Raw genomic sequence first — 21,241 nt, forward strand, 5'->3', positions numbered from 1 at the left:
TGGGCGGTGCCGACGTCCCCGGAGGGAGCCGCCGCCGACCCGACGCCCGGCCGCGCCGCCGGACCGGGGGCGTGGCCGGCTGGTCGGGCAGGTGCCGACCCGTCCGGGATCGACCGCGATTCCACCGAACGCGGTGGATTCAGGCGGTAGAGTCGATTTCTGCCACCGACGGCCTCCAGGATTGTCGCGCCTACCGAGCACGCATTTCCGAAATGCGTCGTTCGACGTTATCAGCGGACTGTCGGGCCGGTCAATGCGGGACAATGCGGTCTCCAACTGTGCTACAGCAGGAGCGGCGACCGGGTTCAAGCATTTCTCAGCCCGCCGTCGAGGCCGTGGGTACCGCCTCCGGCAGGGTTTCCACTAAGGTTCCTCCGGAAACCCCGGCCGACCGAGTGGAGCGACGCGGTTGAATGTCACTAGCGTTTGCCGGTGTCCCCCGGGTGTGTTTCCGCCGGCCGTGACCGACACCGGCCGGACCCGCCGGACCGGCGTCGCCCCGACGGGGAACCGGGCATGACCGCACCCACCCGCACCTGGCTCGTCACCGGAAGCTCGGCGGGGCTCGGCCGGGCGCTGGTGACCGAACTGCTCGCCCGCGGCGAGACGGTGGCGGCCACCGCCCGGGATCCGGCCGCGCTGTCCGACCTGCGGCCCGCCGTGCCGGGCACCCTGTGGACGGCGCAGCTCGACGTCACCGACCCGGACCGGATCCGGCGCGTCGTCGGCGAGGCCGTCCACGCGCTCGGCCGCATCGACGTGCTGCTCAGCAACGCCGGGTACGCCCTGGTCGGCGCGGCCGAGGAGGCCAGCCCCGAGCAGATCGAGCGGCAGCTCCGGACGAACCTGACCGGACCCGTCCACCTGGCCCGGGCGGTGCTGCCGTACCTGCGGGCACAGGGGCGCGGGCGGATCGTCCAGATCTCCAGCATGGCCGGACAGCGCGGATCCCCCGGCACCGCGGTCTACTGCGCCAGCAAGTGGGGCGTGGAGGGCTTCTTCGAATCGCTGGCCGCCGAGGTGAAGACCTTCGGGATCGGGGTGACCATCGTCGAACCGGGCACGGTGCGCACCGGCTTCTTCGGCCGGGGCAAGGAGCTGACCGCCGCCCTGCCCGCGTACGCCGACACGCCGGCCGCGATCCTCCGCCGCCGGGCCGAGGACGGCCGCCTGCCGTGCCGGGGCGACCTGACGAAGATGGCCCGCGCCATCGTCGACGTCGCCACCCGCCCGACCGCCCCGCTGCGCGTCGTCCTCGGCAGCGACGCGTACGGCTCGATCCGACGGGGACTGACGGCACGCCTGGCGGACCTCGAAGCCCAGCGGGACGTCGCGTTCTCCACCGACCTGGCCGACGGGTCCGCGTGACGACGCCGCGACCGGAGAGGAGCGGGCATGCGCATCGCCGTCCTGGCGCTCGGCAGCCGCGGTGATGTCTACCCGTTGACGGCGCTCGCGGCCGAGCTGGCCCGCCGTGGCCACGAGATACGCATGGGCGCGTCGCCCAACCTGGTGGACCTGCCCCGGCGGCTCGGGCTCGACGTGGTGCCGGTCGGCTGGGACCAGCAGCGGATGATGCAGTCCGAGCAGGGCCGGGAGTGGGTCACCACGACCGACCTCGACCTGTTCCTCCGCCGCTCGCACGAGTCGTACCAGGAGCACGGCGACCGGTTCGGCGAGGAGGCGGTCGCGCTCAGCGACGGCTGCGCGGCGATCATGTGTGCCGTGGTCAGCGAGCAGTGGGCCACCGCGCTGGCCGAGGCGCGCGACGTGCCGCTCGTCGCGTACGACCTCACCCCGGCCCGGCCGAACGACGTGGTGCCGCATCCGCTGGTGACCCCCGATCCGCTGCCGGACGCCGCCGCGAACCGGGCGACCTACGTGCACTACGCCCGACGGGCCTGGCGGTACCGACGCGACCAGGTGTTCCGGTTCCGCCGCCGGCTCGGCCTCGCACCGATGCCGCCGCGCCCGGCCCGGCTGCGACGGCCGTTGGAACTCCAGGGCTACAGCCCCACCCTGGTGCCCGGGGTGACCTGGGACGCCTACCGACCGATCGTCGGCGACCTGCGGCTGACCCCGGCCGACCTGCACCGCGTCGGCATGTCGACCCTGGACCCCGACCTGGTGCGCTGGCTGGACGCGGGCGAGCCGCCGGCACTGGTCACGTTCGGCAGCACCCACATGCCGGATCCGGAGGCGATGCTGGCCGGCATCGGACGGGTCTGCCGCTCCCTGGGCGTGCGGGGCCTCGTCGTCACCGGCTGGGGCCTGGCGGGCGTCGAACCGGCCGCGACGCCGTGGCTGCGCGTGCTGCCCTACGTGGACTACGACCTGGTCCTGCCGCGCTGCGCCATGGTGGTGCACCACGGCAGCGCCACCATCACCGCCGCCGGGGTGCGCGCCGGCATCCCGACGATGGTCTGCTCGTCCTTCGCCGACCAGCCGTTCTGGGGCCGCCAGCTGGAACGACTCGGTGCCGGCGTGCACGTGCGGTTCACCGAGCTGTCCGAGGAGGTGCTGCGGGCGGGCATGACCCGGCTGACCGCGGAACCGCTGCGGCGGCGCGCGGCCGAACTCGGCGAGCGGATACGCGCCGAGCCGCACGGCACGCTCGTCGCCGCCGACGCGGTCGACGGCTACCTCGCGGGGTGAGGCGGGGTGCCGGCCGGATCAGGCGGGGACCGCCTCGATCGCCCCTGCGGTCACGCTCCTGACCGTGAAGCCGGCGTCCGCGAGCAGCCGCCCGTACTCCTCGGCGGTGCGGTCCCGGCCCTCCATGAGGACCAGCATCAGCAGATCCACGATCCGGTTGCGGGGCGCGGCCCAGGCGCCCGCGCCGGCACCGGACCGCTCGGGCTGTTCCGGTAGCAGTTCCTCCAGCACCAGCAGCCGCGCGTCGGCCGGCATCGCCGCACGGACCCGGGCCAGCACCCGGGCGGCGTTGCCGTCGTCCCAGTTGTGCAGCACCCGGCGCAGCACGTACAGGTCGCCACCCGGGGGCACGTGGTCGAAGAAGCTGCCGACGACGACGTCCACCCGGTCCAGCACACCGGCGGCGGCGAGCCGGTCGCGTCCCCGGGCGGCGGCCTCCGGCAGCTCCACGAGCACCCCGCGCCGGTGCGGACAGTCGGTGAGGACGCCGACGAGCAGGCCCCCGTCACCGCCGCCGACGTCCACCACCGTGCGTACGCCGTCGAACAGGCCGGGCGGGGGTGGTGGTGGTTCGGGGACGGCGGACATCGCACCGTGGAAGGTCGCCGCCACCGACGGGTGACCGCCGAGGTACCGGTAGAAGGACTCGCCGAACCGGTCGGTGAAGGCCGGCCGGCCGGTCCGGACGGTGTCGAGCAGGCCGGCGAACGAGGTGAAGACCTCCTGGCCGTAGAGCACGGCCGTGTCGCGGACCGAGCCGGGCACGTCGGAGCGCAGGTACTCGCCCATGCCGGTCAGCTCGAAGCGGTCGGGGCCGGTCTGGCGCAGCACTCCGGCGTCGGCGAGCGCGGCGAGCAGCCGGCGTAGCGCCACCGGGTCCAGCCCGGCGGCGGCGGCCAGGTCGGCCCCGCCCGTGGTGCCCCCGGCGATCCGGTCGGGCAGGCCGAGCAGGGCGAACACCGAGCAGGCCTGTGCCGTCCAGGTGGCACAGAGGACGTTCAGCAGCCGCTTGCGGAAGTAGTCGCCGTCGCGCGCGACCGGCGACCCGCCCCGCGACCCGTGCCGTGGCGGGACCGGGGTCCGGGACCGGTCGGTGGACGGTTGCGGGACCTCGTGCTGCGACGGCGTCATCGTTCTCCACTGAGGCTCTAGTGAATGTCCAGAGAAGCGTGGGTCGCAAATGCGTGCCACCTCGGTATCGTCGATACCGGTCCGAGGGATCCTCGCATCGGCCGGGGTGTGCTGACAATTCTCGGAACGGACCTGTGGGGGCCGGGTGGGTGTGGTGCTGACCGCGGTGCCGCCGGATCTGGTGGTGCGGCTGGGCCACGGTGCGGGCGACGGACGGGCGACGGCCCGCGCCCTGCTGGCCCGGACGGTCGCCGCGATGGCCGGTGTCCCGGTGGGGGCGGTCGTGGTCGACCGTGCCGCCGGGGGTGCGCCGCTGCTGCGCGGCGTCGCCGCCGGGTGGCACGCCAGCGTCAGCCACACCCGTGGACTGGTCGCGGTGGCGGTGTCCCGGCTCGGACCCGTCGGCGTCGACGTGGAGGCGGTCCGACCGCTGCCCGCGCTCGCGCTCAGCCGGCGGTGGTTCGCCCCCGAGGACACCGACTGGCTCCGGGAGCAGCCGGTCGAGCGCCTCGGCGTCGGCTTCCAGTCCCTGTGGACCGGCAAGGAGGCGGTGGCCAAGCTGTACGGCACCGGGCTGCGTGGCGGCCGGCTGCTCCGGTTGCGCACCGCGCCGCCGCAACCACCGGCCTGGCGGTCCACCATCGACGATCCCGACGTCCTGGTCACCCATCGGGAACTGCCCGGCCACCTGCTGGCGGTCGCCCACCCCCGGGTGGGCCACTGATGGAGACCGCCCTCGTCCTCGGCGGCAGCATCGCCGGCCTGGTCGCCGCGCGGGTCCTGGCCGACCACGCCGACCAGGTGTGGATCGTCGAGCCCGACCTGCTGGAGGACGCGCCGGTGGTCCGCCGCGGCACGCCGCACGGCGGGCAGGCGCACACCCTGCTCGGCCGGGGGCGGACCGTCATCGACCGGCTGCTGCCCGGCATCGTCCGGCAGTTGGTGCGCGAGGGCGGTCAACTGGTCGGTAGCGGCCCCGGCGGGGCGCAGTGGTTCCTCGACGGCCGGCCCAAGGTCCCGGTGCGCGGCGGCAGTGTGGTCAGCGTGTCCCGTCCGTTCCTGGAGTGGCACATCCGTCGGCGGGTCCTCGCGTTGCCGAACGTCGCCCTGCTCGGGGGCACCGCCGTCGGGCTCACCGCGACGGCCGGCCGGGTGGACGGCGCGCTGGTCCGCCCGCCCGGCGCGACCGGTGCCCAGCGCCACGGCGCGACCCTGGTGGTGGACGCCACCGGGCGGTCCAGCCGGCTGGCCGACTGGTTGGGGCGGATCGGTTACCCGGCACCGGACAAGCGCCGGATGGCCCTGGACCTCGGCTACGCCACCTGCCTGTTCCACCGGGAGCCCGGCCAGCGGCTGGCCGGGCACGTGGCGGTGTACTCGGTCCACACGCCGAGCAGGGCACTGACCGGCCCCAGTTCGATGACCCCTGTCGAGGGGAACCGCTGGCTGACGCTGGTCAGCGGGTACGGCGACCGGCGACCGGGCCGTGACCTGGACGACTTCCTGGCCCGCTGCCGGTCCGATCCGGCCCCCCCGCTGCAGGCGCTGCCGGCGGCGTGCGAGCCGGCCGGCGAGGTACGCGTGCACCGTTTCCCGGACAGTGTCCGCCGCGAGTTCGACCGGCTGGACCGGTTCCCGGCCGGCCTGGTCGCGATCGGCGACGCGGTCGCCTCGTTCAACCCGACCTACGGGCAGGGCATCTCCGTGGCGGCGATGCAGGCGGTCGCGTTGGCCGAGTGGCTGGCCGAGCCCGGCGCGGTGGACGGGCCGGCGCACGCGTACTTCCGGCGGGTGCGCGCGGTGGTGGACGACGCCTGGGAGTTCTCCGCCGCGCAGGACTGCTACCTGCCGCACGTGACCACCGCCAGGCCGTTCGGCTGGCGGTTGCGCCGCGGCCTGGCCGAGGCGGTGCAGAGCGCGACGGTGACCGACGAGGTGGTGCACCGGGCGTTCCTGGAGGTCGTCAACCTGACGGCCGGTCCCGCCCGGTTGCGTCGCCCGGACGTCCTGTGGCGCACCGGGGTCGCCGCGCTGCGCCGAGCCCGGCCCGGGCCGTCCTCGAAGACCGCTTGAGCAATCGACGACGGCGGCCCGAAAACCCGCTAGCATCGCAGTCGAATCTGACGTCCATCTATGGCGACGGGTAAGGCTCTCGCCATTTTTCGGGGCCCCGCAGCACGTCGCGCAGAAGGCAGCTCGCTCCCGGGGGAGAGACCATGGAAATCCAGATCCTGGGACCGCTCGTGCTCGCCCACCGCGGTCGCACCGCCACGCCGACCGCCCCGAAGACCCGCAGCGTGCTGGGCCTGCTGTTGCTCAACGCCGACCAGGCCGTGCCGGCCGCCGCGTTGACCAGGGAGCTGTGGGGGGCGTCCCCACCGGTCAGCGCGCCGACCACCGTCCAGACGTACGTGCTCCAGATCCGCAAGTGTTTCGGCACCCTGCTCGACGTGCCGGTCGCCGAGGTGGCCCGGCGGGTGCTGGTCACCGTCCCCGGCGGTTACCTGCTACGGGTCGACCCGGACGGGTTCGACCTGCGCCGGTTCGAGCGGTTGGCCGGGGCCGGCCGGCGGGCGCTGGCGGCCGGTGACCTCGTCGACGCGGCGGCCCTGCTGGTGCGGGCCTGTGCGCTGTGGCGCGGGCCGGTCCTGGCCGACGTGCGGGCCGGCGTGGTGGCCGGGCCCCGGCTCAAGGCGCTGGAGGAGACCCGGCTCACCACCGTCGAGCAGTGCATCGAGGCGCGCATGCGGCTCGGCCACCACCAGGACGTGCTGGCCGACCTCACCCTGCTGATCGCCGAGCACCGGCTGAACGAGAACCTGTGCGCGCAGCTGATGGTGGCGTTGCACCGCAGCGGCCAGCGACGCGAGGCGCTGGCGGTGTTCCAGCGGCTGCGGGCGTCGATGGTGGGGGAGCTGGGGTTGGAGCCGTCCAAGCGGCTGCACCTGCTCCAGCAGGCGATCCTCACCGACGACCCGGCACTGGAGGTGGCGCCGCGCGACGACGGGTTGACCCAGCTGCTCGACCACCTCGTCCTGCAGCGTGCCCGCGCCCGTTAGCCGCCGTCAGTCACCGTCCCGGGCGTACCGTGCACGACTCTCGGTGAACCAGCGTGCGACCTGGTCCAGCCCGACGTCCTCGAAGGCGAGCGTCACGGCGGTCCGTTCGAAGGTGTCGAGGAAGGCCCGGATGTCACCGGGGGGTAGCAGGGCCGTGTCGACGAAGAGCGAGAGGTGGATGCGCTCAGCGGTGCCCCGGATGCCCATGAAGAGGTCCTTGTTCTTCTCCGCCACCCGCTCCACCCAGGAGAAGCTGCTGCCGGCGGTGACCGCCGACAACTCCGCGAGCGTGGCGGGCGGACGGGGGCGTCCGGGCAGCTGCGACCAGATGTCGTTGAACTGGCACCCGCGTCGCGCGGCCGCCCTGCTGATCAGGCCCAGGGTGGTGCGTTGCCGGTGCCGACCGTGGTGCCGCACCTCGGTCAGCACGGTCGTGCACTGCGCGACCAGGTCGGCGAAGGAGTCGCCGGTCAGCTCGACCACCGTCATGATGCCCTGGCTGAGGCTGCACACCATGTTGGCCAGCTCCGGGTCCATACGGTTGCTCTGCATGATGTCGACCGGGCAGACCGGTCCCGGGCAGACCGACCGCATCAGCGCCGCGAAGATGGACAGCAGGATCGTCGAGGGGGTCGTGCGGTACCGGCGGGCCGCCGGCCCCACCGCCATCGCGACGGCGTCGGACTCCAGCTGTCCACGGTGGAACCGCGGCGTGGCGGGCGTCGCCCGCGCGGGCAGCATGTCCGGGTGCGTGCGGCTGAGCTGCCGCTGGATGAACCTGGTCGCCTCGATGTCCAGCAGTTGCCCCTCCGGCCGCTCCTCGCGGGCCGCCAGGTCCGCCGGCTGGAGCGCCGGCCGGGCCGGGGGCACCGGCCTGCCGTCCACCCGGGCGCGCAGCAGCGCGGTCAGGTCGGCGACGAGCAGGTCGGCGCTGATGAAGTCGGCGGACAGGTGGGAGACGGCGAAGGTGAGCAGGATCGGAATGCCGTCCTGGAGGATCACCGAGAAGCGGACCGGCAGCTCGCTCTCGTGGTCGAAGCCGCCTTCGGCGTTGCGGGCCAGGCAGTCGGTGACGATGTCCGTCCACTGCGTGGGATCCTCGATCGACCGGTCGACGAGTTCGACCGGTAGCGAGCCGGTGGCGAGCACCTCCTGGGTGCCGTCGCCGGTGGGCGTGCGGTGGTAGCGCGTCCGGAGCGCCTCGTGCCGTCGCATCAGGTCGCCGATGCCCTCCCGCACGTCGTCGAGGCCCAGCACCAGGGGGATCGACATCCAGCGGGTGAGCACGGCGAACGTCCGGGCGTTCTCCCAGTCGCGCATGAGGTCCCAGATGACCTCCTGCCCCCAGGTCAGTGGTGCGGTGCGGACACGGCCGCCGTGGAACTCCACCTCGGTCGTACGCATGGTGATCATGGTGAGCTGGGCACCTCCACGGAGCGGGGCGGGGCGTCGTCGAGCGGGGCACGCGGCGGCGCGAGGACGCGACGCAGGCAGAAGACCGTGTACGTCAGCCCGGTGGTCCAACTCGCGACCACGGCCCACATCACGGCCTGGATGCCCAGCGGTCCGTTGAGCAGGTAGGCGAAGGGGAGCTGCACCATGACGAAGGCGACGATGGTGCAGATCAGCGGTGCGGTCGTCCGACGCGCGCCGTTGAGGTAGCCGTGCAGCACGACCATGACGGTGTAGAGCGACAGGAACGGAAAGATGATCATGAGATACCGCCCGGTGACCCGACGGGTCGCCTCGTCGTCGGTGAACAGGGCGGCGATGGGGCGGTGCGCCACGATGACCACGACGGACACCAGCACCGTCAGGCCGACGGTCAGCCCGAGCACCCGCAGCAGACCGTACCGCGCCCGCTCGGTGTGGCCGGCGCCGAGGTTCTGCGCCGCGAACGTCACCATCGCGCCGGACAGCGACAGGAAGGGCAGGGCGGTGAACGCCTCGATCCGCGAGACGATGGTGAACGCGGCCATCACCACCTCGCCGTACGCCTCGATGATCCAGACCAGCACCATGATCCCGGCGGCGAGGATGATGTGCTGGGTGGCCAGCGGAAAACCGAGCCGGGTGGCGTCGGACAGCTCACCGGTCACCGCCCGGCGGCTCGGCCGGCCCCGCGGCAGCGGATAGAGCCGCCCCGCCGCGACGACACCGACCACCATCGCCACGGTGGTCGCCGTCGCGGTCGCCATCGCGGCGCCGGCGATGCCGAATCCGAGCCCGCCGACGAAGAACAGCGCCAGCGCGATGTTGAGCAGGTTCCCGGACGCCTGCACCCACATCGCCGCCCGGGAGTTGCCCAGCCCGCGCAGGTAGGCGCTGACCGCGGCGGATCCGAAGATGCCGGGGAAACCGACGGACAGCACCCCGATGAAGTGGGCGCACTGCTCCGCCAGGTCACCGGTGATGCCCATCAGGGCCAGGACCGGCCCGGCCAGCACGGTGACCAGCAGCATGCAGCCCAGCGACCAGCAGACCGTGACCGTGGCCAGGGCCACCACGACGTTGCGCCGCTCCTGGTCCTGCCGTGCGCCGCGCAGGTGGGCCAGCCGGATGGTGAACGCCGTCCCCAACCCGATGAACATCGCGTTCAGCAGATAGAACAGCGGCCCACTCGCGCCCACGGCGGCGAGCCCGTCGATGCCGACGTAGCGCCCGACGACGATGCTGTCGACCAGCAGGTACACCTGCTGGAACAGGCTGGCGACGGTCAGCGGCACGGCGAAGCCGACGATCTGGCGAACCGGTGGTCCAGTGGTCATGTCGGTCATGACGTCCCCGATCGTGGTCAGCTGGTGGCGGCGAACTCGCCGAGCTCCTCGACGTGGTAGGCGATCTCGGCGGCGGTCCGGTCGGCGAGCAGGTCGGCCACGTCGTACGGCACCCCGTGGCAGACCGAGATGTTGCTGGCCACGGTGGCCGCCATCAGGGAGTCACCGCCCAGGTCGAAGAAGTCCGCCTCCACGTCGAGCCGGTCGTAGCCGAACGCGAGCGCCAGACACTGCCCGACCGACCGCTCGGTGTCGGAGTAGTCCCCGCCCGGCCGACCCTCCAGTTCCACCGTCACCGCCGACACGGTGGCCCGGATCTTCTCGGTGGCCTTGGCCAACCGGGCCTCCAGCGCGTGCATGTGCCGCTCCACGGTGGCCTCGATGTCGGTCGACAGCCCCACGTCGTAGGAACGCAGCAGGTGGACGAGTTCCCCGCCGTAGTTCAGCTCCCCGCCGAACAGGCGTGACCGGCGCGACCGCAGGCCGGCGTCGAGGACGGCCAGGCCCACGGCGGTCGGGATGGCCTTGAACATGGTGTCGCCGTTGGTGCCGAAGTCCACCGCCATGCCGATCTCCTTCCACGCCACCCAGTCCAGGGCGATCACGTGGCAGTCCCGGCCAGCCTGTGCCCTGGCCAGGTTGTCGAGGTAGTAGTTGGCGGCGGCGTAGTCGGCCTGCCCGGGGGCGGGGAACACCGCGGCGACCGAGGAGAAGTGGACGATGAAGTCCGGCGGGTCGTCCCGGGTCACCGCGTCGAGCACGAACGCCGCGTGCAGTTTGGCCCGCACCACCGCGTCGAAGTCGTCGAGCTGGCGGAACATGACCGTGCTGCCGCCGGGCAGCCCGGCGGCGTGCACGATCCCGTCGATCCGGCCGTACCGCTGCCGGAGCTGGCCGACCGCCTCGGCGAGGGCCTTGCTGTCACCCGCGTCGACCGCCACCGCGTGCACCGACGCGCCCAGCGCCTCCAGTTCCCGCACCGCCCGCAGCCGGCCCTGCACCGGGCCGTCCGGTCCCGCCGTGGACAGCTCGTCCCACTGGTCGCGCGGGGGCAGTCCGGACCGGCTGAGCAGCACCACGGTGATGTCGGGCCGGGCACCGACGAAGTCCCGGGCGACCGCCAGCCCGAGCGCGCCGGTGCCGCCGGTGATCAGGTAGGTGCCCCCGGACCTGAGGTAGGGCCGGTCGTCCTGCGCGCCGACCGCCGGTTCGATCTCGGTGACCTCGACGAAGACCTCACGCAAGCGTTCGTCGCCGCGCAGGACCGACAGGCCGTACTCGTCGGCGAGCAGTTCCGTGCGCAGGGCCGTCGCGGGCACGGCCGGGTCGACGTCGACGTGCTTGACCCGGATGTACGGGTACTCCCGGACGAGCACCTTGCCGAGGCCGACGAGCGCGGCGTTCTCGGTGACCGCCGTCGCGTCGCCGTCGTGCGCGCTGACCGCGTTGCGGGTCAGCACCACCAGGTCGAGCTTCGTGCCCGCCGCCATCAGCGCCTTGGCCAGGTGGAAGAGGCCGTACAGGTTCTTCGTCGTCCGCCGCTCGATCTCCTCGATGTCGTCCGCCGCGGTCTGCTCGAAGGCCAGCGCGTAGACCAGGTGGGTGATCTCGTGTTCGTCGACGAGCCGGGCGAGCCGGTCGTACGACGACGGGCTGTCGGCGGCGACGACCTCGTCGTCGGGGGAGAGCCGGTCACCGAGCCGGACGACCAGGCCGGTGCCGGAGAGCACCGGGGCCAGCACCGCCTCGGCGTCGGTGGTCGGATCCACCAGGGCGAGGATCCGCGCCTCCTCGGTCACCCGCGTGGGCGCCGGCATCGGCCTCAGCTCGACGTCGTGGATCACCGGATGCTGCTCGGTGGCCCGCTCCAGCGACATCGTCTCCCGCCAGTTCTGCGGGAAGTCCAGCCAGGCGGTGCTGTCGTCGAAGACGTAGCGGGGGAGCTGGACGGTACGGTACGTCCGGCCCGTCGCCAGCGCTTGCCAGTCGACGGCGGCCCCCCGCAGGTAGGCCTGCGCCGTCTCGCCGAGCGGGCCGTCGAGGGCGGGCTGCCCGCCACCGGCGAGCAGCTCCTCCAGCCCCCGGCGGAGGTCGTCCGGACCGGTGACCACCAGTGCGACGCGGTGCCGGTGCGACGACCGCGACACCCGCGTGGTGTGGCAGACGTCGGCGAAGTCCACGCCGTCGAGCCCGCCGTCGTCGATGAACCGGAGGTAGCTGCGCAGCAGGCCGGTCAGCGACCTCGGGGTGGCCGCGCTCAGCGTGAACAGGTGTTCGCCGGGCGGCGCGGGCTCGGCCGCTGGCGCGACGTACTCCTCCACCACCACGTGGGCGTTGGTGCCGCCGAGACCGAACGCGCTCACCCCGCAGCGGCGCGGCCCGTCGGGGGACTCCCACGGTTGCAGGGCGGTCGGCACGAACAACGGGCCGGAGGTGAAGTCGAGCTTGGGGTTGGGGTTTACGAAGTTGGCCTGGGGCGGGAGCATCCGGTGGCGCAGGACGGCCACGGCCTTCAACAGGCCGATCACGCCGGAGCCCTCGAAGAGGTGACCGACGTTCGCCTTGACCGTGCCCACGGCGCAGAACCCCCGGTCCGAGGTGTGCCGGGCGAATGCCTGCTTGATGCCCTCGTGTTCGATCGGGTCGCCGACCCTGGTGGCCGTGCCGTGCGCCTCGAAGTAGCCGAGCGTGCGCGGGTCGATCCCGGCGTTGCGCCAGGCGGTGAGCAGCAGCTCGGCCTGCGCCTGGGAGCTCGGGCTGGTGATGCCGTCGGTGTGCCCGTCGTGGTTGACCGCGCTGCCCCGGATGATGGCGTAGATCTGGTCACCGTCGGCCACGGCCTGTTCGGTCCGCTTGAGGACCACCGCGCCGGCCCCCTCGCCGAAACCGGTGCCGTCGGCGGCCTCGTCGAAGGTCCGGGTGACCCCGTCGGACGATTCGATGCCGATGTTGGTGTGCGGGTGCTTGACGGGGGCGAAGACGATCCGCGCGCCGCCCACCACCGCCATGTCGCAGTCCCCCGCCAGCAGGGCGTTCTTCGCCTGGTGCAGGGCGACCAGGGTGGCCGAGCAGGCGGTGTCCACGACCAGACTCGGGCCGCGCAGGTCGAGCAGGTGGGACAGCCGGTTGGCCAGCATGGCGGGGATGTTGCCGGTGATCGCCTGCTGGCCGGAGGACGGTTCGATCCGGGCGAGGTAGTCCATGTAGGTCGACCCGGGGTTGGTCGCGAAGCCGACGAAGACCCCGGTCCGGCTGCCGCGGAGCCGGTCCGCCGAGTAGCCGGCGTCCTCGAACGCGAGGTACATCGCGCGGAGCGCCATCCGGTGGTGCGGGTCGGTCAGCATGGCCTGCCGGGGCGTCATCCCGAACACGGCGTAGTCGAAGGTGTCCACGGCGTCGAGGTAGCAGCCGTGGTGGAAGTCCAGGCTGGTGTCGTCCACCGGCTCGACGGTGGTGGCCCGCACGTAGTGGATGTACTCGCTCAGGGTCTCCCGGCGGTGCTGGGGGAACGGCCTGGTGAGGCTGGTGCCGGTGCTGATGACGCGCCAGAACCCGTCCAGGCTGTCCACCCCCGGCAGCTCCACCGAGGTGCCTACGATCGCGATGCTCATCGTGCGTACATCCCTTCACCGAATCCTGTTCACGAGCGCGCTGAGCGTGCTTCCGTTGACCTCGTCGAACTGGGTGACGCCCAGGGCGCGCAGGGTGGCGACGGCACGCACCCAGTCCACCGGGGTGGACACCTGGCGGGTGAGCAGCTCGGCGCCCTGGTCGGTGGGGAAGACCTCACCGGTCACACTGGAGACGACGGTGCCGGTGCCGGTGCCGAACACGCAGCTCTCCAACGCTGCCCGCAGCTCCGGCTCGACCGACGCCATCAGCGGCGTGTGGAACGGACCGCTCACGTTGATCGGGACGACCCGCGCACCGGGTAGCGCGCCGATGGCCTTGGCGGCGACGGCCACCTCCACCCGGTCCCCGGCGATCGTCGTCTGGGTGTCGGCGTTGAAGTTCGCGATGTGCACCCCGGACAGTCCGGTCTCGCGTAGCGCCCGTTGGACGAAGGCCGCCGGTACCCCCTGTACGGCGGACATGCCGCCGCCGGTGATGCCGGCCATCAGCTCACCGCGTCGTCGCACCAGGCGCAGCGCCGTCTCGAAGTCGAGTATGCCGGCGGCGCAGAGCGCGTTGTACTCGCCGAGACTGTGCCCGGCGTAGAACCGGTAGCCGTCCGGTTGCTCGGCGACCCGCTGCCGGCCCAGCAGGGCATTGGCCACGAATACGGCGGGCTGGGCGTAACGGGTGTCGCGGAGTCTGCGGTCCGGATCCCGCGTGCACAGTTCCTCGATCGAGTAGCCGAGGATCTCATCCGCCAGCGCGGTGGTCTCCGGGAACTGGGCGAACAGGCCCGATCCCATTCCCCGGCGTTGCACGCCCTGGCCCGGAAAGAGCAGACATCGCACGCTGGCCTCCTGAACCCGGTGGTGTGGAGAATTGTTGTGCCGATTCGAATACGACCCGGCGGGGATGGTCACGGAGGCATTCCTTCGTGAAGCGTCGCGCGCCTGCTCCGGGGCCGTGGTCGACTATTCGGTCGATCGCGGAGTCGGTGACGGCGTGCCGGGTCACGTGTTCCCATTCGACCGGGCGTGACAGCACCTGCTGGCAGAACTCGTCCACCAGGTCCGGTGCGTCGCGCAGATCGCGGGGGGCGTCGGTGGCGTACACCGGCAGGCGCAGCCGGTCGCCGCCCGGCAGGTGGCCGACGAAGTCGCGGTCCCCGGCGATCCCGCGCACCGCCGGCAGGAGGCGCGGGCTGTGGAACGGGATCGTGTTGTTCAGGAACGCCCAGGTCGCGCCGGTCCGCGCGAACCTCGTCTCGTGGCGGAAGTAGAAGTCGAGCAGTTCGACCGTCGGGCCGCTGAGCACGTGTGCCCGTGCCGCGTTCGTCAGGCTCACCGTGACCGTGGTGCCGTCGGACTCCGTCAGCAGTTCGTCGATCTCCTCGCGGCGCAGGCCGGTCAGGGCGGCCATCGGCCCCGGCGCGGCACTGCGGCGGACCCGGGCACGGAACCGGTCGACCGCGTCGCGGTCGGGCGTCGGCCCCTCGGCGTACTGCTGGCCGCGGACCAGGGTGACCGCCGCCAACCGCAGGCAGGCGGCCGTCACCTCGAGGTAGTCGTCCGTGCGGCGGACGCCGAGACCGGCCAGGACGGCGGCCAGCAGACCGATGCTGTGGCCGAGCGCCGCGACGGCGTCGTCCGGCCGGCGGCGGATCGGCTGGAGCTGGCAGGCCTGGTAGAGGTGGATGCACAGGCCGGCGGTGACCGAGCCCCGGGGGATGCCGTCCGGCGGTGCGGTGGCGGCCGTCAGCCACTGCCGCAACGTTGTTCCGTCCGGGCATAATCGCACCCGGTCGACCGGTTCGAGGTAGGCGGCCGCCTCGTCGAGCACGCGGAATGCCGCGGAGAAGTAGGTGGCGTTGGCCGGAATTGTGTAGAGCCCGCGTAACGCCGGTAACAGCCCGTCGTTCGCTCCGCCGAGACCATCGAATAGCAGCATCGTACGCACGAAAATGAGCCTCTGCCCTCGGAATCATGGGCGATGACGGGTGGGAGTGTCGGATGACGGATACGTTGACGATCTTTCGCGATTGCTGAGTCAAGATGCTAGCACCGCGTCCAGGCTTCATCAACATCGATCGACGTCTAATGCGTTTAAGTCATTTTTATGGTCGCGTAACTTTTGTGGAGCTTTTTCGTGGACAATTCGGCCCCGGTCTGCCGATGTCGGTCGAATGACGCACCGTGATCCCGGCGGTGGGCTCCCCACAACCGCGGAGCCGGACGGCGGCCCGACCCGGTGGGTACGCCACCGGGCCGGGCCGCCGCCCCACCGGATCAGAAGTCGTCGTCGAAGGTGACCGTGCCGCTGACCCCGACCTGGTACGCCGACACCCGCCGCTCGAAGAAGTTCGACAGCTCCTGCACGTCCTGCAGGTCCATGAACGCGAACGGGTTCTGCGTGCCGTAGCGCGGCGCGATGCCGAGCTGGGCGAGCCGACGGTCCGCCACGTGCTCCAGGTAGGCCCGCATGTCCTGAAGCGACAGCCCGGAGACGCCCTGGTCGAGCAGGTCCTCGGCGAACTGCGCCTCGCACTCGACCGCCTCGGCGAGCATCTCGGTGACCTGCCGCTCCAGCTCGGCGTCGAACAGCTCCGGCTCCTCCCGCCGGACGGTCTCCACCACGTCGAACGCGAACGCCATGTGCATCGACTCGTCGCGGAACACCCAGTTGGTGCCCGACGCCAGCCCGTTGAGCAGGCCCCGCGACCGTAGGAAGTAGACGTAGGCGAACGCGCCGTAGAAGAACAGCCCCTCGATGCAGGCCGCGAAGCAGATGAGGTTGAGCAGGAACGCCCGCCGGTCCGCGCGGGTACGCAGCTCCCGCAGCGCGAAGACCGAGTCGATCCAGCGGAAACAGAACTCGGCCTTGCGCCGGATCGACGGGATGTTCTCGATGGCGGCGAACGCGGCGAAGCGTTCCTGCTCGTCGGGGACGTACGTGTCGAGCAGGTTCAGGTAGAACTGCACGTGCACGGCCTCCTCGAACAGCTGCCGGGACAGGTACAGCCGGCCCTCCGGGGAGTTGACGTGCTGGTAGAGGTTGAGCACCAGGTTGTTGGCGACGATCGTGTCGCCGGTGGCGAAGAACGCCACCAGCCGGGACATCAGGTGCCGCTCGGCCGGCGAGAGCCGTTCCAGGTCGGCCAGGTCGGAGTGCAGGTCGACCTCCTCCACCGTCCAGGTGTTACGGATGGCGTCGCGGAACCGGTCGAAGAAGTGCGGGTACCGCATCGGGCGCAGGGTGAGGTCCATGCCGGGGTCGAGCAGCAGCTGCCGCCCGGCGGTACGGGGTTCGTCGACGGTGGTCACTGGCACGCCTCGCAGCTCTCGGGGTTCTCCAGGGAACAGGCCAGCGCCTCGGCGTCGGCCGCGACGGCCGAGGCGACGGTGACGGTGGCCTGCTGGATCCGGGTCGCCGGACGCGACCGCAGGTAGTAGGTGGTCTTCAGCCCGGACTTCCAGGCGTACAGGTACATCGAGGAGAGCTTGCCGATGGTCGGCGCGCTGAGGAACAGGTTCAACGACTGCGACTGGTCGACGTACGGCGCCCGCGCGGCGGCCAGGTCGATCAGTGCCCGCTGCGGCAGCTCCCACGCGGTGCGGAACAGCTCCCGCACCTCGGCGGGCAGCTCGACGATGCCCTGCACCGAGCCCTCGGCCCGCTTGATCCGGTCGCGGATCTCCGGCGTCCACAGCCCGCGCGCCTTCAGCTCCCGCACCAGGTACGTGTTGACCTGGAGGAACTCCCCGGACATGGTTTCGCGCTTGAACAGGTTGGACACCTGCGGCTCGATGCACTCGTAGCAGCCGGCGATCGACGCGATCGTGGCGGTCGGGGCGATCGCCACCAGCAGCGAGTTGCGCAGGCCGTGCGCCGCGATCCGGGTACGCAGCGCGGCCCAGCGCCCGGTCTGGGTGGGCTCGGCCCCCCACAGGTCGGGGTGCAGGTCACCCCGGGCCGCCCGGGTCTGCGGGTACGCCGGGTGCGCGCCGAACCGTTCGGCCAGGTCGGTCGAGGTCTCCAGCGCGGTCAGGAAGATCTCCTCCTGCACCCGGGTGGACAACTCCCGGGCCGCCGCCGAGTCGAACGGCAGGCGCAGCGCGAACAACGCGTCCTGGAGCCCCATCAGCCCCAGCCCGACCGGCCGCCAGCGCGGGTTCGAGGCCGCCGCCTGCTCGGCCGGGTAGTAGTTGATGTCGATCACCCGGTCCAGGAACACCACCGCCGTCCGGACGGTCTCGCGCAGTTTGTCCCAGTCGACGCCGTCGCCGGTCAGGTGCGCGCCCAGGTTGACCGACCCCAGGTTGCACACGGCGGTCTCGGTGTCGCTGTTGACCTCCAGGATCTCGGTGCACAGGTTGGACAGGTGGATCGTGTTGCCCGGCACACCGGTCTGGTTGGACAGCCGGTTGGACGGATCCTTGAACGTCATCCACCCGTTGCCGGTCTGCGCCAGGGTGCGCATCATCCGTCCGTACAGGTCCCGTGCCCTGACGGTGCGGACCGCATTCTTCTCGGCGACCCGGTACGCCGCGTCGAACTCCTCGCCGTACAGGTCGGGCAGTTCCGGGGCGTCCGACGGGTCGATCAACGACCACTCGCCGTCGGCCTCGACCCGGCGCATGAACTCGTCGGGGATCCAGTTGGCCAGGTTGAGGTTGTGGGTACGCCGGGCCTCCTCGCCGGTGTTGTCCCGCAGCTCCAGGAACTCCTCGACGTCCGGGTGCCAGGGTTCCAGGTAGACGCAGGCCGCCCCCTTGCGCCGGCCGCCCTGGTTGACCGCCGCGACCCCGGCGTCGAGGGTCTTCAGGAACGGCACGATCCCGTTCGACCGGCCGTTGGTGCCCCGGATCAACGCGCCCCGGCCGCGCACCCGCGTGAAGGAGATGCCGATGCCGCCGGAGAACTTCGACAGCTTCGCCACCTGGTGGTACCGCTCGTAGATCGAGTCCAGCTCGTCGCGCGGCGAGTCGACCAGGAAACACGACGACATCTGGGTGTGCCGGGTGCCCGAGTTGAACAACGTCGGGGAACTCGGCAGGTAGGCCAGCGACGACATCAGCCGGTAGAACCCGACCGCCTCGTCGGGCGTGGTGGACAGCCCGCAGGCCACCCGCAGCAGCCAGTACTGCGGGGTCTCCACCACCAGCCGCGACCGCGGGTGCCGCAGCAGGTACCGGTCGGCCACCGTCCGCAGCCCGAAGTACTCGAACCGCAGGTCACCTGTGGGGTCGACAGCGTGGTCGACCTGCCCGGCGTGCCGGGCCACGAACGCGGCGGTGTCGTCGGCGATCAGGCCGAGACCGTGGGCGTACCGGACGGACTGGCTGAAGCCCGCCACCGCCTGCCCGCGTACCTCCTTCGCCACGGATGCGGCCAGCAGCCGCGCCGCCAGCCGGGAGTACTGCGGTTCCGTGCCGATCAGCTCCGCCGCCGTCTGGATCGACAGCCTGTCCACCTCGGCCGTGGTCGCCCCGTCGTAGAGGCCGGCGACCGTCGTGGTGGCCACCCGCAGCGGGTCCACCTCGGGCAGGTCGGTGGCCCACCGCCCGACCGCTCTGACGATCCGGTCGACGTCCACCGGCTCGGTGCCGCCGTCGGGCGTGCGCACCCGCAGCACCGGCCGGCGCGGCTCCACCTCGCCCACACCGGGTGGGGGACTCTCCTGTACGACCGTCATGACCTCTCCTCGCCGTCACCGATGACCATCGGACGCGGGAGAACGCCAACGGGCGCGGCGCGACGGCCGCCCCGGAACCTGGCGTCGGTCGTCCCGCGCGACCTCAGGCCGCCGCGCGCGGCAGCGCACGGCGCGCTGGCAGGTCTTCGGACTCGCGGGCCTGACCGGGGTCCACCGGTCGCCTACTGGCCGTCGCTTCCCGGACCTCGCGGTCCAGTGCTCGATGACGGCGGTCGTTCCCACTCACCGCTGCGGGGCAGTCCCGGATTTCCACCGGGTTCCCTGTTGCCTCGACCGCACCCGTCCGGGTGGGGCGAACCAGCTGCGTGGCACACCATATATGGCGTGCATGGGGGAGAGGCAACACTAGATGTCGCGGGGGCGTGTCGGATAACTCTCATCCGACCGTCCGGTGGCCCGCAGCGACGCCAGCAGCCGCAGCGCGTCGGCGTCGGCGCTGCCGGGCTCGGCGGTGAAGACCAGCATGACCGGCCCGGGGCTGCCGGGCAGCGGATAGGTGTCCCAGTCCAGGATGATGTCGCCGACCCCGGGGACCTGGAAGGTCTTGGTGCCGCTGACCGACTCGCGCACGTCGTGCCGGGACCACAGCCGACGGAACTCGGCGCTGCGGATGCTCAGCTCACCGACGATCGCGGTGGCCCGGGGATGGGTGGGGTCGGTGGCGACCGCGGCCCGCAACATGCCGATGTAGTCCATCGCCTGCCGCTCCCAGGCCGCGCACCGCCGCGTCCGCGTCGCCGCCTCGTCGAACATCAGCAGCAGCATGTTGAGCCGGTCCGGCGGGTGGCCGGCCGGGTCGCCGAGCAGCGCCACCGCCCACCGGTTCCAGGCGAGCAGGTCCAGGTGGCGGCCGAGCACCACCGCCGGGGTGTCCATCACCCGCAGCAGCCGCCGGGTGCTCTCCGGCACCCGCTCCGGACCGTGGTCCACCCGGGCCGGCACCGGCCGGCGGGCGGCGCGGGCCAGGGTGAACAGGTGCCGGCGTTCCCCGGCGTCGAGCCCGAGCGCGGCGGCGAGCGCGTCCAGCACGTCGTCGGACGGGCGGACCTCGCGACCCTGCTCCATCCGTTGGTAGTAGTCGGTGCTCAACCCGGCCAGCAGCGCCAGCTCCTCGCGGCGCAGCCCGGTGACCCGGCGGCGTCCGCCCGGCTCCAGGCCGACGTCGCGGGGGTGCAGCCGGCCGCGCCGGGCGCGCAGGAAGTCACCGAGTTCGCGGGCGTACGGATGGGTCATGGGGCCAGTGTGGCGCGGCCCGGACCGGCCCGGGTAGGTCTGCGGGACCTAGGCAACCGGGAACGACCGCGCCCGGCCGGTCCGCCCCTAGCGTCGACGCTCCCACCCCGACCGACCAGGAGCAGCAGATGACATGGACCACCGACCGCATCCCCGACCAGCACGGCCGCACCGCCGTCGTCACCGGCGCGAACTCGGGACTCGGCCTGGTCACCGCCGCCGCGCTGGCCCACCGGGGCGCGCACGTCGTGCTGGCCGTCCGCGACCCCGCCGCCGGTCGGCAGGCCGCCCGCCGGATCGGCGGGACCGTCGAGGTACGCGAGCTGGACCTGGCCTCGCTGGCCTCGGTACGGGCGTTCGCGGCGCGGCTGGCCGCCGACCATCCGGTGCTCGACCTGCTGGTCAACAACGCCGGCGCGGTGCTGCTCGGGCCGCGCCGCACCAGTGTCGACGGCCACGAGCTGCACCTCGCCACCAACCTGCTGGGCCACTTCGCGCTGACCGGCCTGCTGCTGGGCAACCTGGCCGCGGCAGGGGCCGCCCGGGTGGTCAGCCTCAGCTCGATCACCCACCGCAACGCGCACCTGGACTTCGCCGACCTGATGGGCGAGCGCGGCTACCGGGGCACCACAGCGTACGGCCGGTCCAAGCTCGCCACCACCGTCTTCGGCGTCGAACTGGACCGTCGGCTGCGCGCCGCCGGGTCGCCGGTCCTCAGCGTGCTGGCCCACCCCGGCGTCACCCGTACCAACCTGACTCCCCGGGCGTGGGAGCACCGGGGCCGGTGGGGCCGGGTGATCGCCCGGCTCGGCCTGCTGGCCACCCAGCCGGTGGAGCGGGGCGCGTTGCCCCAGCTGCGCGCCGCCACCGATCCCGGGGTACGGGGTGGCCAGTTCTTCGGCCCGGCCCGGTTCTTCCAGACCCGGGGTCCGGTCACCGAGGTCCGGTACAGCCCGGAGGCCGCCGATCCGGTCGTCGGCCGTCGGCTCTGGACGGCGGCCGAGGAACTGACCGGCGTCGGCTACCTCTGACACAGGGGCGCACTAGCATGGCTGCGG

Annotated in this window: 15 protein-coding genes and 1 riboswitch; of the genes, 6 read left to right on the plus strand and 9 right to left on the minus strand. The window is 72.3% G+C overall.

From position 1 onward, the window contains the following. The first annotated feature begins 516 nt into the window (after nucleotides 1–516). Both O7612_RS12385 and O7612_RS12390 read left to right on the plus strand, forming a co-directional pair. Nucleotides 517–1,368, plus strand: coding sequence for an SDR family oxidoreductase (locus tag O7612_RS12385; protein ID WP_282273255.1), 852 nt, complete (start codon nucleotides 517–519; stop codon nucleotides 1,366–1,368). Between the two features lie 27 nt (nucleotides 1,369–1,395). Beyond that, the gene (locus O7612_RS12390; RefSeq protein ID WP_282273257.1) at nucleotides 1,396–2,655 is read left to right on the plus strand and encodes a glycosyltransferase; all 1,260 of its coding nucleotides are present in this window, start codon (nucleotides 1,396–1,398) and stop codon (nucleotides 2,653–2,655) included. An 18-nt stretch (nucleotides 2,656–2,673) separates the two neighbouring features. Here O7612_RS12390 and O7612_RS12395 read toward each other — a convergent pair whose 3' ends face one another. Further along, nucleotides 2,674–3,786, minus strand: a complete 1,113-nt coding sequence (locus O7612_RS12395) for a methyltransferase (protein ID WP_282273258.1) — start codon at nucleotides 3,784–3,786, stop codon at nucleotides 2,674–2,676. A 154-nt stretch (nucleotides 3,787–3,940) separates the two neighbouring features. On the opposite strand from O7612_RS12395, the gene O7612_RS12400 reads away from it, so the two are divergent. The 3 genes from O7612_RS12400 to O7612_RS12410 all read left to right on the plus strand — a co-directional run bounded on the left by O7612_RS12400 (nucleotide 3,941) and on the right by O7612_RS12410 (nucleotide 6,845). Beyond that, complete coding sequence (locus O7612_RS12400) at nucleotides 3,941–4,510, plus strand: 4'-phosphopantetheinyl transferase superfamily protein (protein ID WP_282273260.1); 570 nt, start codon at nucleotides 3,941–3,943, stop codon at nucleotides 4,508–4,510. Further along, nucleotides 4,510–5,859, plus strand: coding sequence for an FAD-dependent oxidoreductase (locus O7612_RS12405; RefSeq protein ID WP_282273262.1), 1,350 nt, complete (start codon nucleotides 4,510–4,512; stop codon nucleotides 5,857–5,859). Before O7612_RS12400 ends, O7612_RS12405 begins: the two co-directional genes overlap by 1 nt. 143 nt (nucleotides 5,860–6,002) lie before the next feature. After that, on the plus strand, nucleotides 6,003–6,845 hold the full coding sequence (locus O7612_RS12410; RefSeq protein ID WP_282273264.1) for an AfsR/SARP family transcriptional regulator: 843 nt from the start codon (nucleotides 6,003–6,005) through the stop codon (nucleotides 6,843–6,845). A gap of 6 nt (nucleotides 6,846–6,851) precedes the next feature. Here O7612_RS12410 and O7612_RS12415 read toward each other — a convergent pair whose 3' ends face one another. From O7612_RS12415 to O7612_RS12450, 8 genes are all read right to left on the minus strand, one after another. Next, a complete protein-coding gene (locus tag O7612_RS12415) occupies nucleotides 6,852–8,249 on the minus strand; it encodes a condensation domain-containing protein (RefSeq protein ID WP_282273266.1) in 1,398 nt (465 codons plus the stop codon). A 5-nt stretch (nucleotides 8,250–8,254) separates the two neighbouring features. Then, on the minus strand, nucleotides 8,255–9,613 hold the full coding sequence (locus tag O7612_RS12420) for an MATE family efflux transporter (RefSeq protein ID WP_282273268.1): 1,359 nt from the start codon (nucleotides 9,611–9,613) through the stop codon (nucleotides 8,255–8,257). A gap of 26 nt (nucleotides 9,614–9,639) precedes the next feature. Then, nucleotides 9,640–13,233 (minus strand): type I polyketide synthase, encoded by a 3,594-nt coding sequence (locus O7612_RS12425; protein ID WP_282273270.1) that lies wholly within the window; start codon nucleotides 13,231–13,233, stop codon nucleotides 9,640–9,642. A 15-nt stretch (nucleotides 13,234–13,248) separates the two neighbouring features. Beyond that, nucleotides 13,249–14,040, minus strand: a complete 792-nt coding sequence (locus tag O7612_RS12430; RefSeq protein ID WP_282273272.1) for an acyltransferase domain-containing protein — start codon at nucleotides 14,038–14,040, stop codon at nucleotides 13,249–13,251. Then, nucleotides 13,988–15,184: a hypothetical protein gene (locus O7612_RS12435; protein ID WP_282273274.1), complete on the minus strand. Its 1,197-nt coding sequence runs from the start codon at nucleotides 15,182–15,184 to the stop codon at nucleotides 13,988–13,990. The genes O7612_RS12430 and O7612_RS12435 overlap by 53 nt, the downstream gene beginning before the upstream one ends. A gap of 338 nt (nucleotides 15,185–15,522) precedes the next feature. Further along, nucleotides 15,523–16,500, minus strand: coding sequence for a ribonucleotide-diphosphate reductase subunit beta (locus tag O7612_RS12440; protein ID WP_282273889.1), 978 nt, complete (start codon nucleotides 16,498–16,500; stop codon nucleotides 15,523–15,525). Nucleotides 16,501–16,553: 53 nt separating this feature from the next. Continuing rightward, entirely contained in the window at nucleotides 16,554–18,929 is a 2,376-nt protein-coding gene (locus tag O7612_RS12445) for a ribonucleoside-diphosphate reductase subunit alpha (protein WP_282273276.1), read from the minus strand. Between the two features lie 119 nt (nucleotides 18,930–19,048). Continuing rightward, a riboswitch (cobalamin riboswitch) is annotated at nucleotides 19,049–19,267 on the minus strand. 28 nt (nucleotides 19,268–19,295) lie between these two features. Beyond that, the gene (locus O7612_RS12450) at nucleotides 19,296–20,183 is read right to left on the minus strand and encodes a helix-turn-helix transcriptional regulator (RefSeq protein WP_282273278.1); all 888 of its coding nucleotides are present in this window, start codon (nucleotides 20,181–20,183) and stop codon (nucleotides 19,296–19,298) included. A gap of 128 nt (nucleotides 20,184–20,311) precedes the next feature. Between O7612_RS12450 and O7612_RS12455 the strand changes: the two genes are divergently transcribed. Further along, on the plus strand, nucleotides 20,312–21,214 hold the full coding sequence (locus O7612_RS12455) for an oxidoreductase (protein ID WP_282273280.1): 903 nt from the start codon (nucleotides 20,312–20,314) through the stop codon (nucleotides 21,212–21,214). Nucleotides 21,215–21,241 lie beyond the last annotated feature (27 nt).

It is taken from the genome of Micromonospora sp. WMMD987 (assembly GCF_029581435.1).
Taxonomy (GTDB): Bacteria; Actinomycetota; Actinomycetes; order Mycobacteriales; family Micromonosporaceae; genus Micromonospora; species Micromonospora rifamycinica.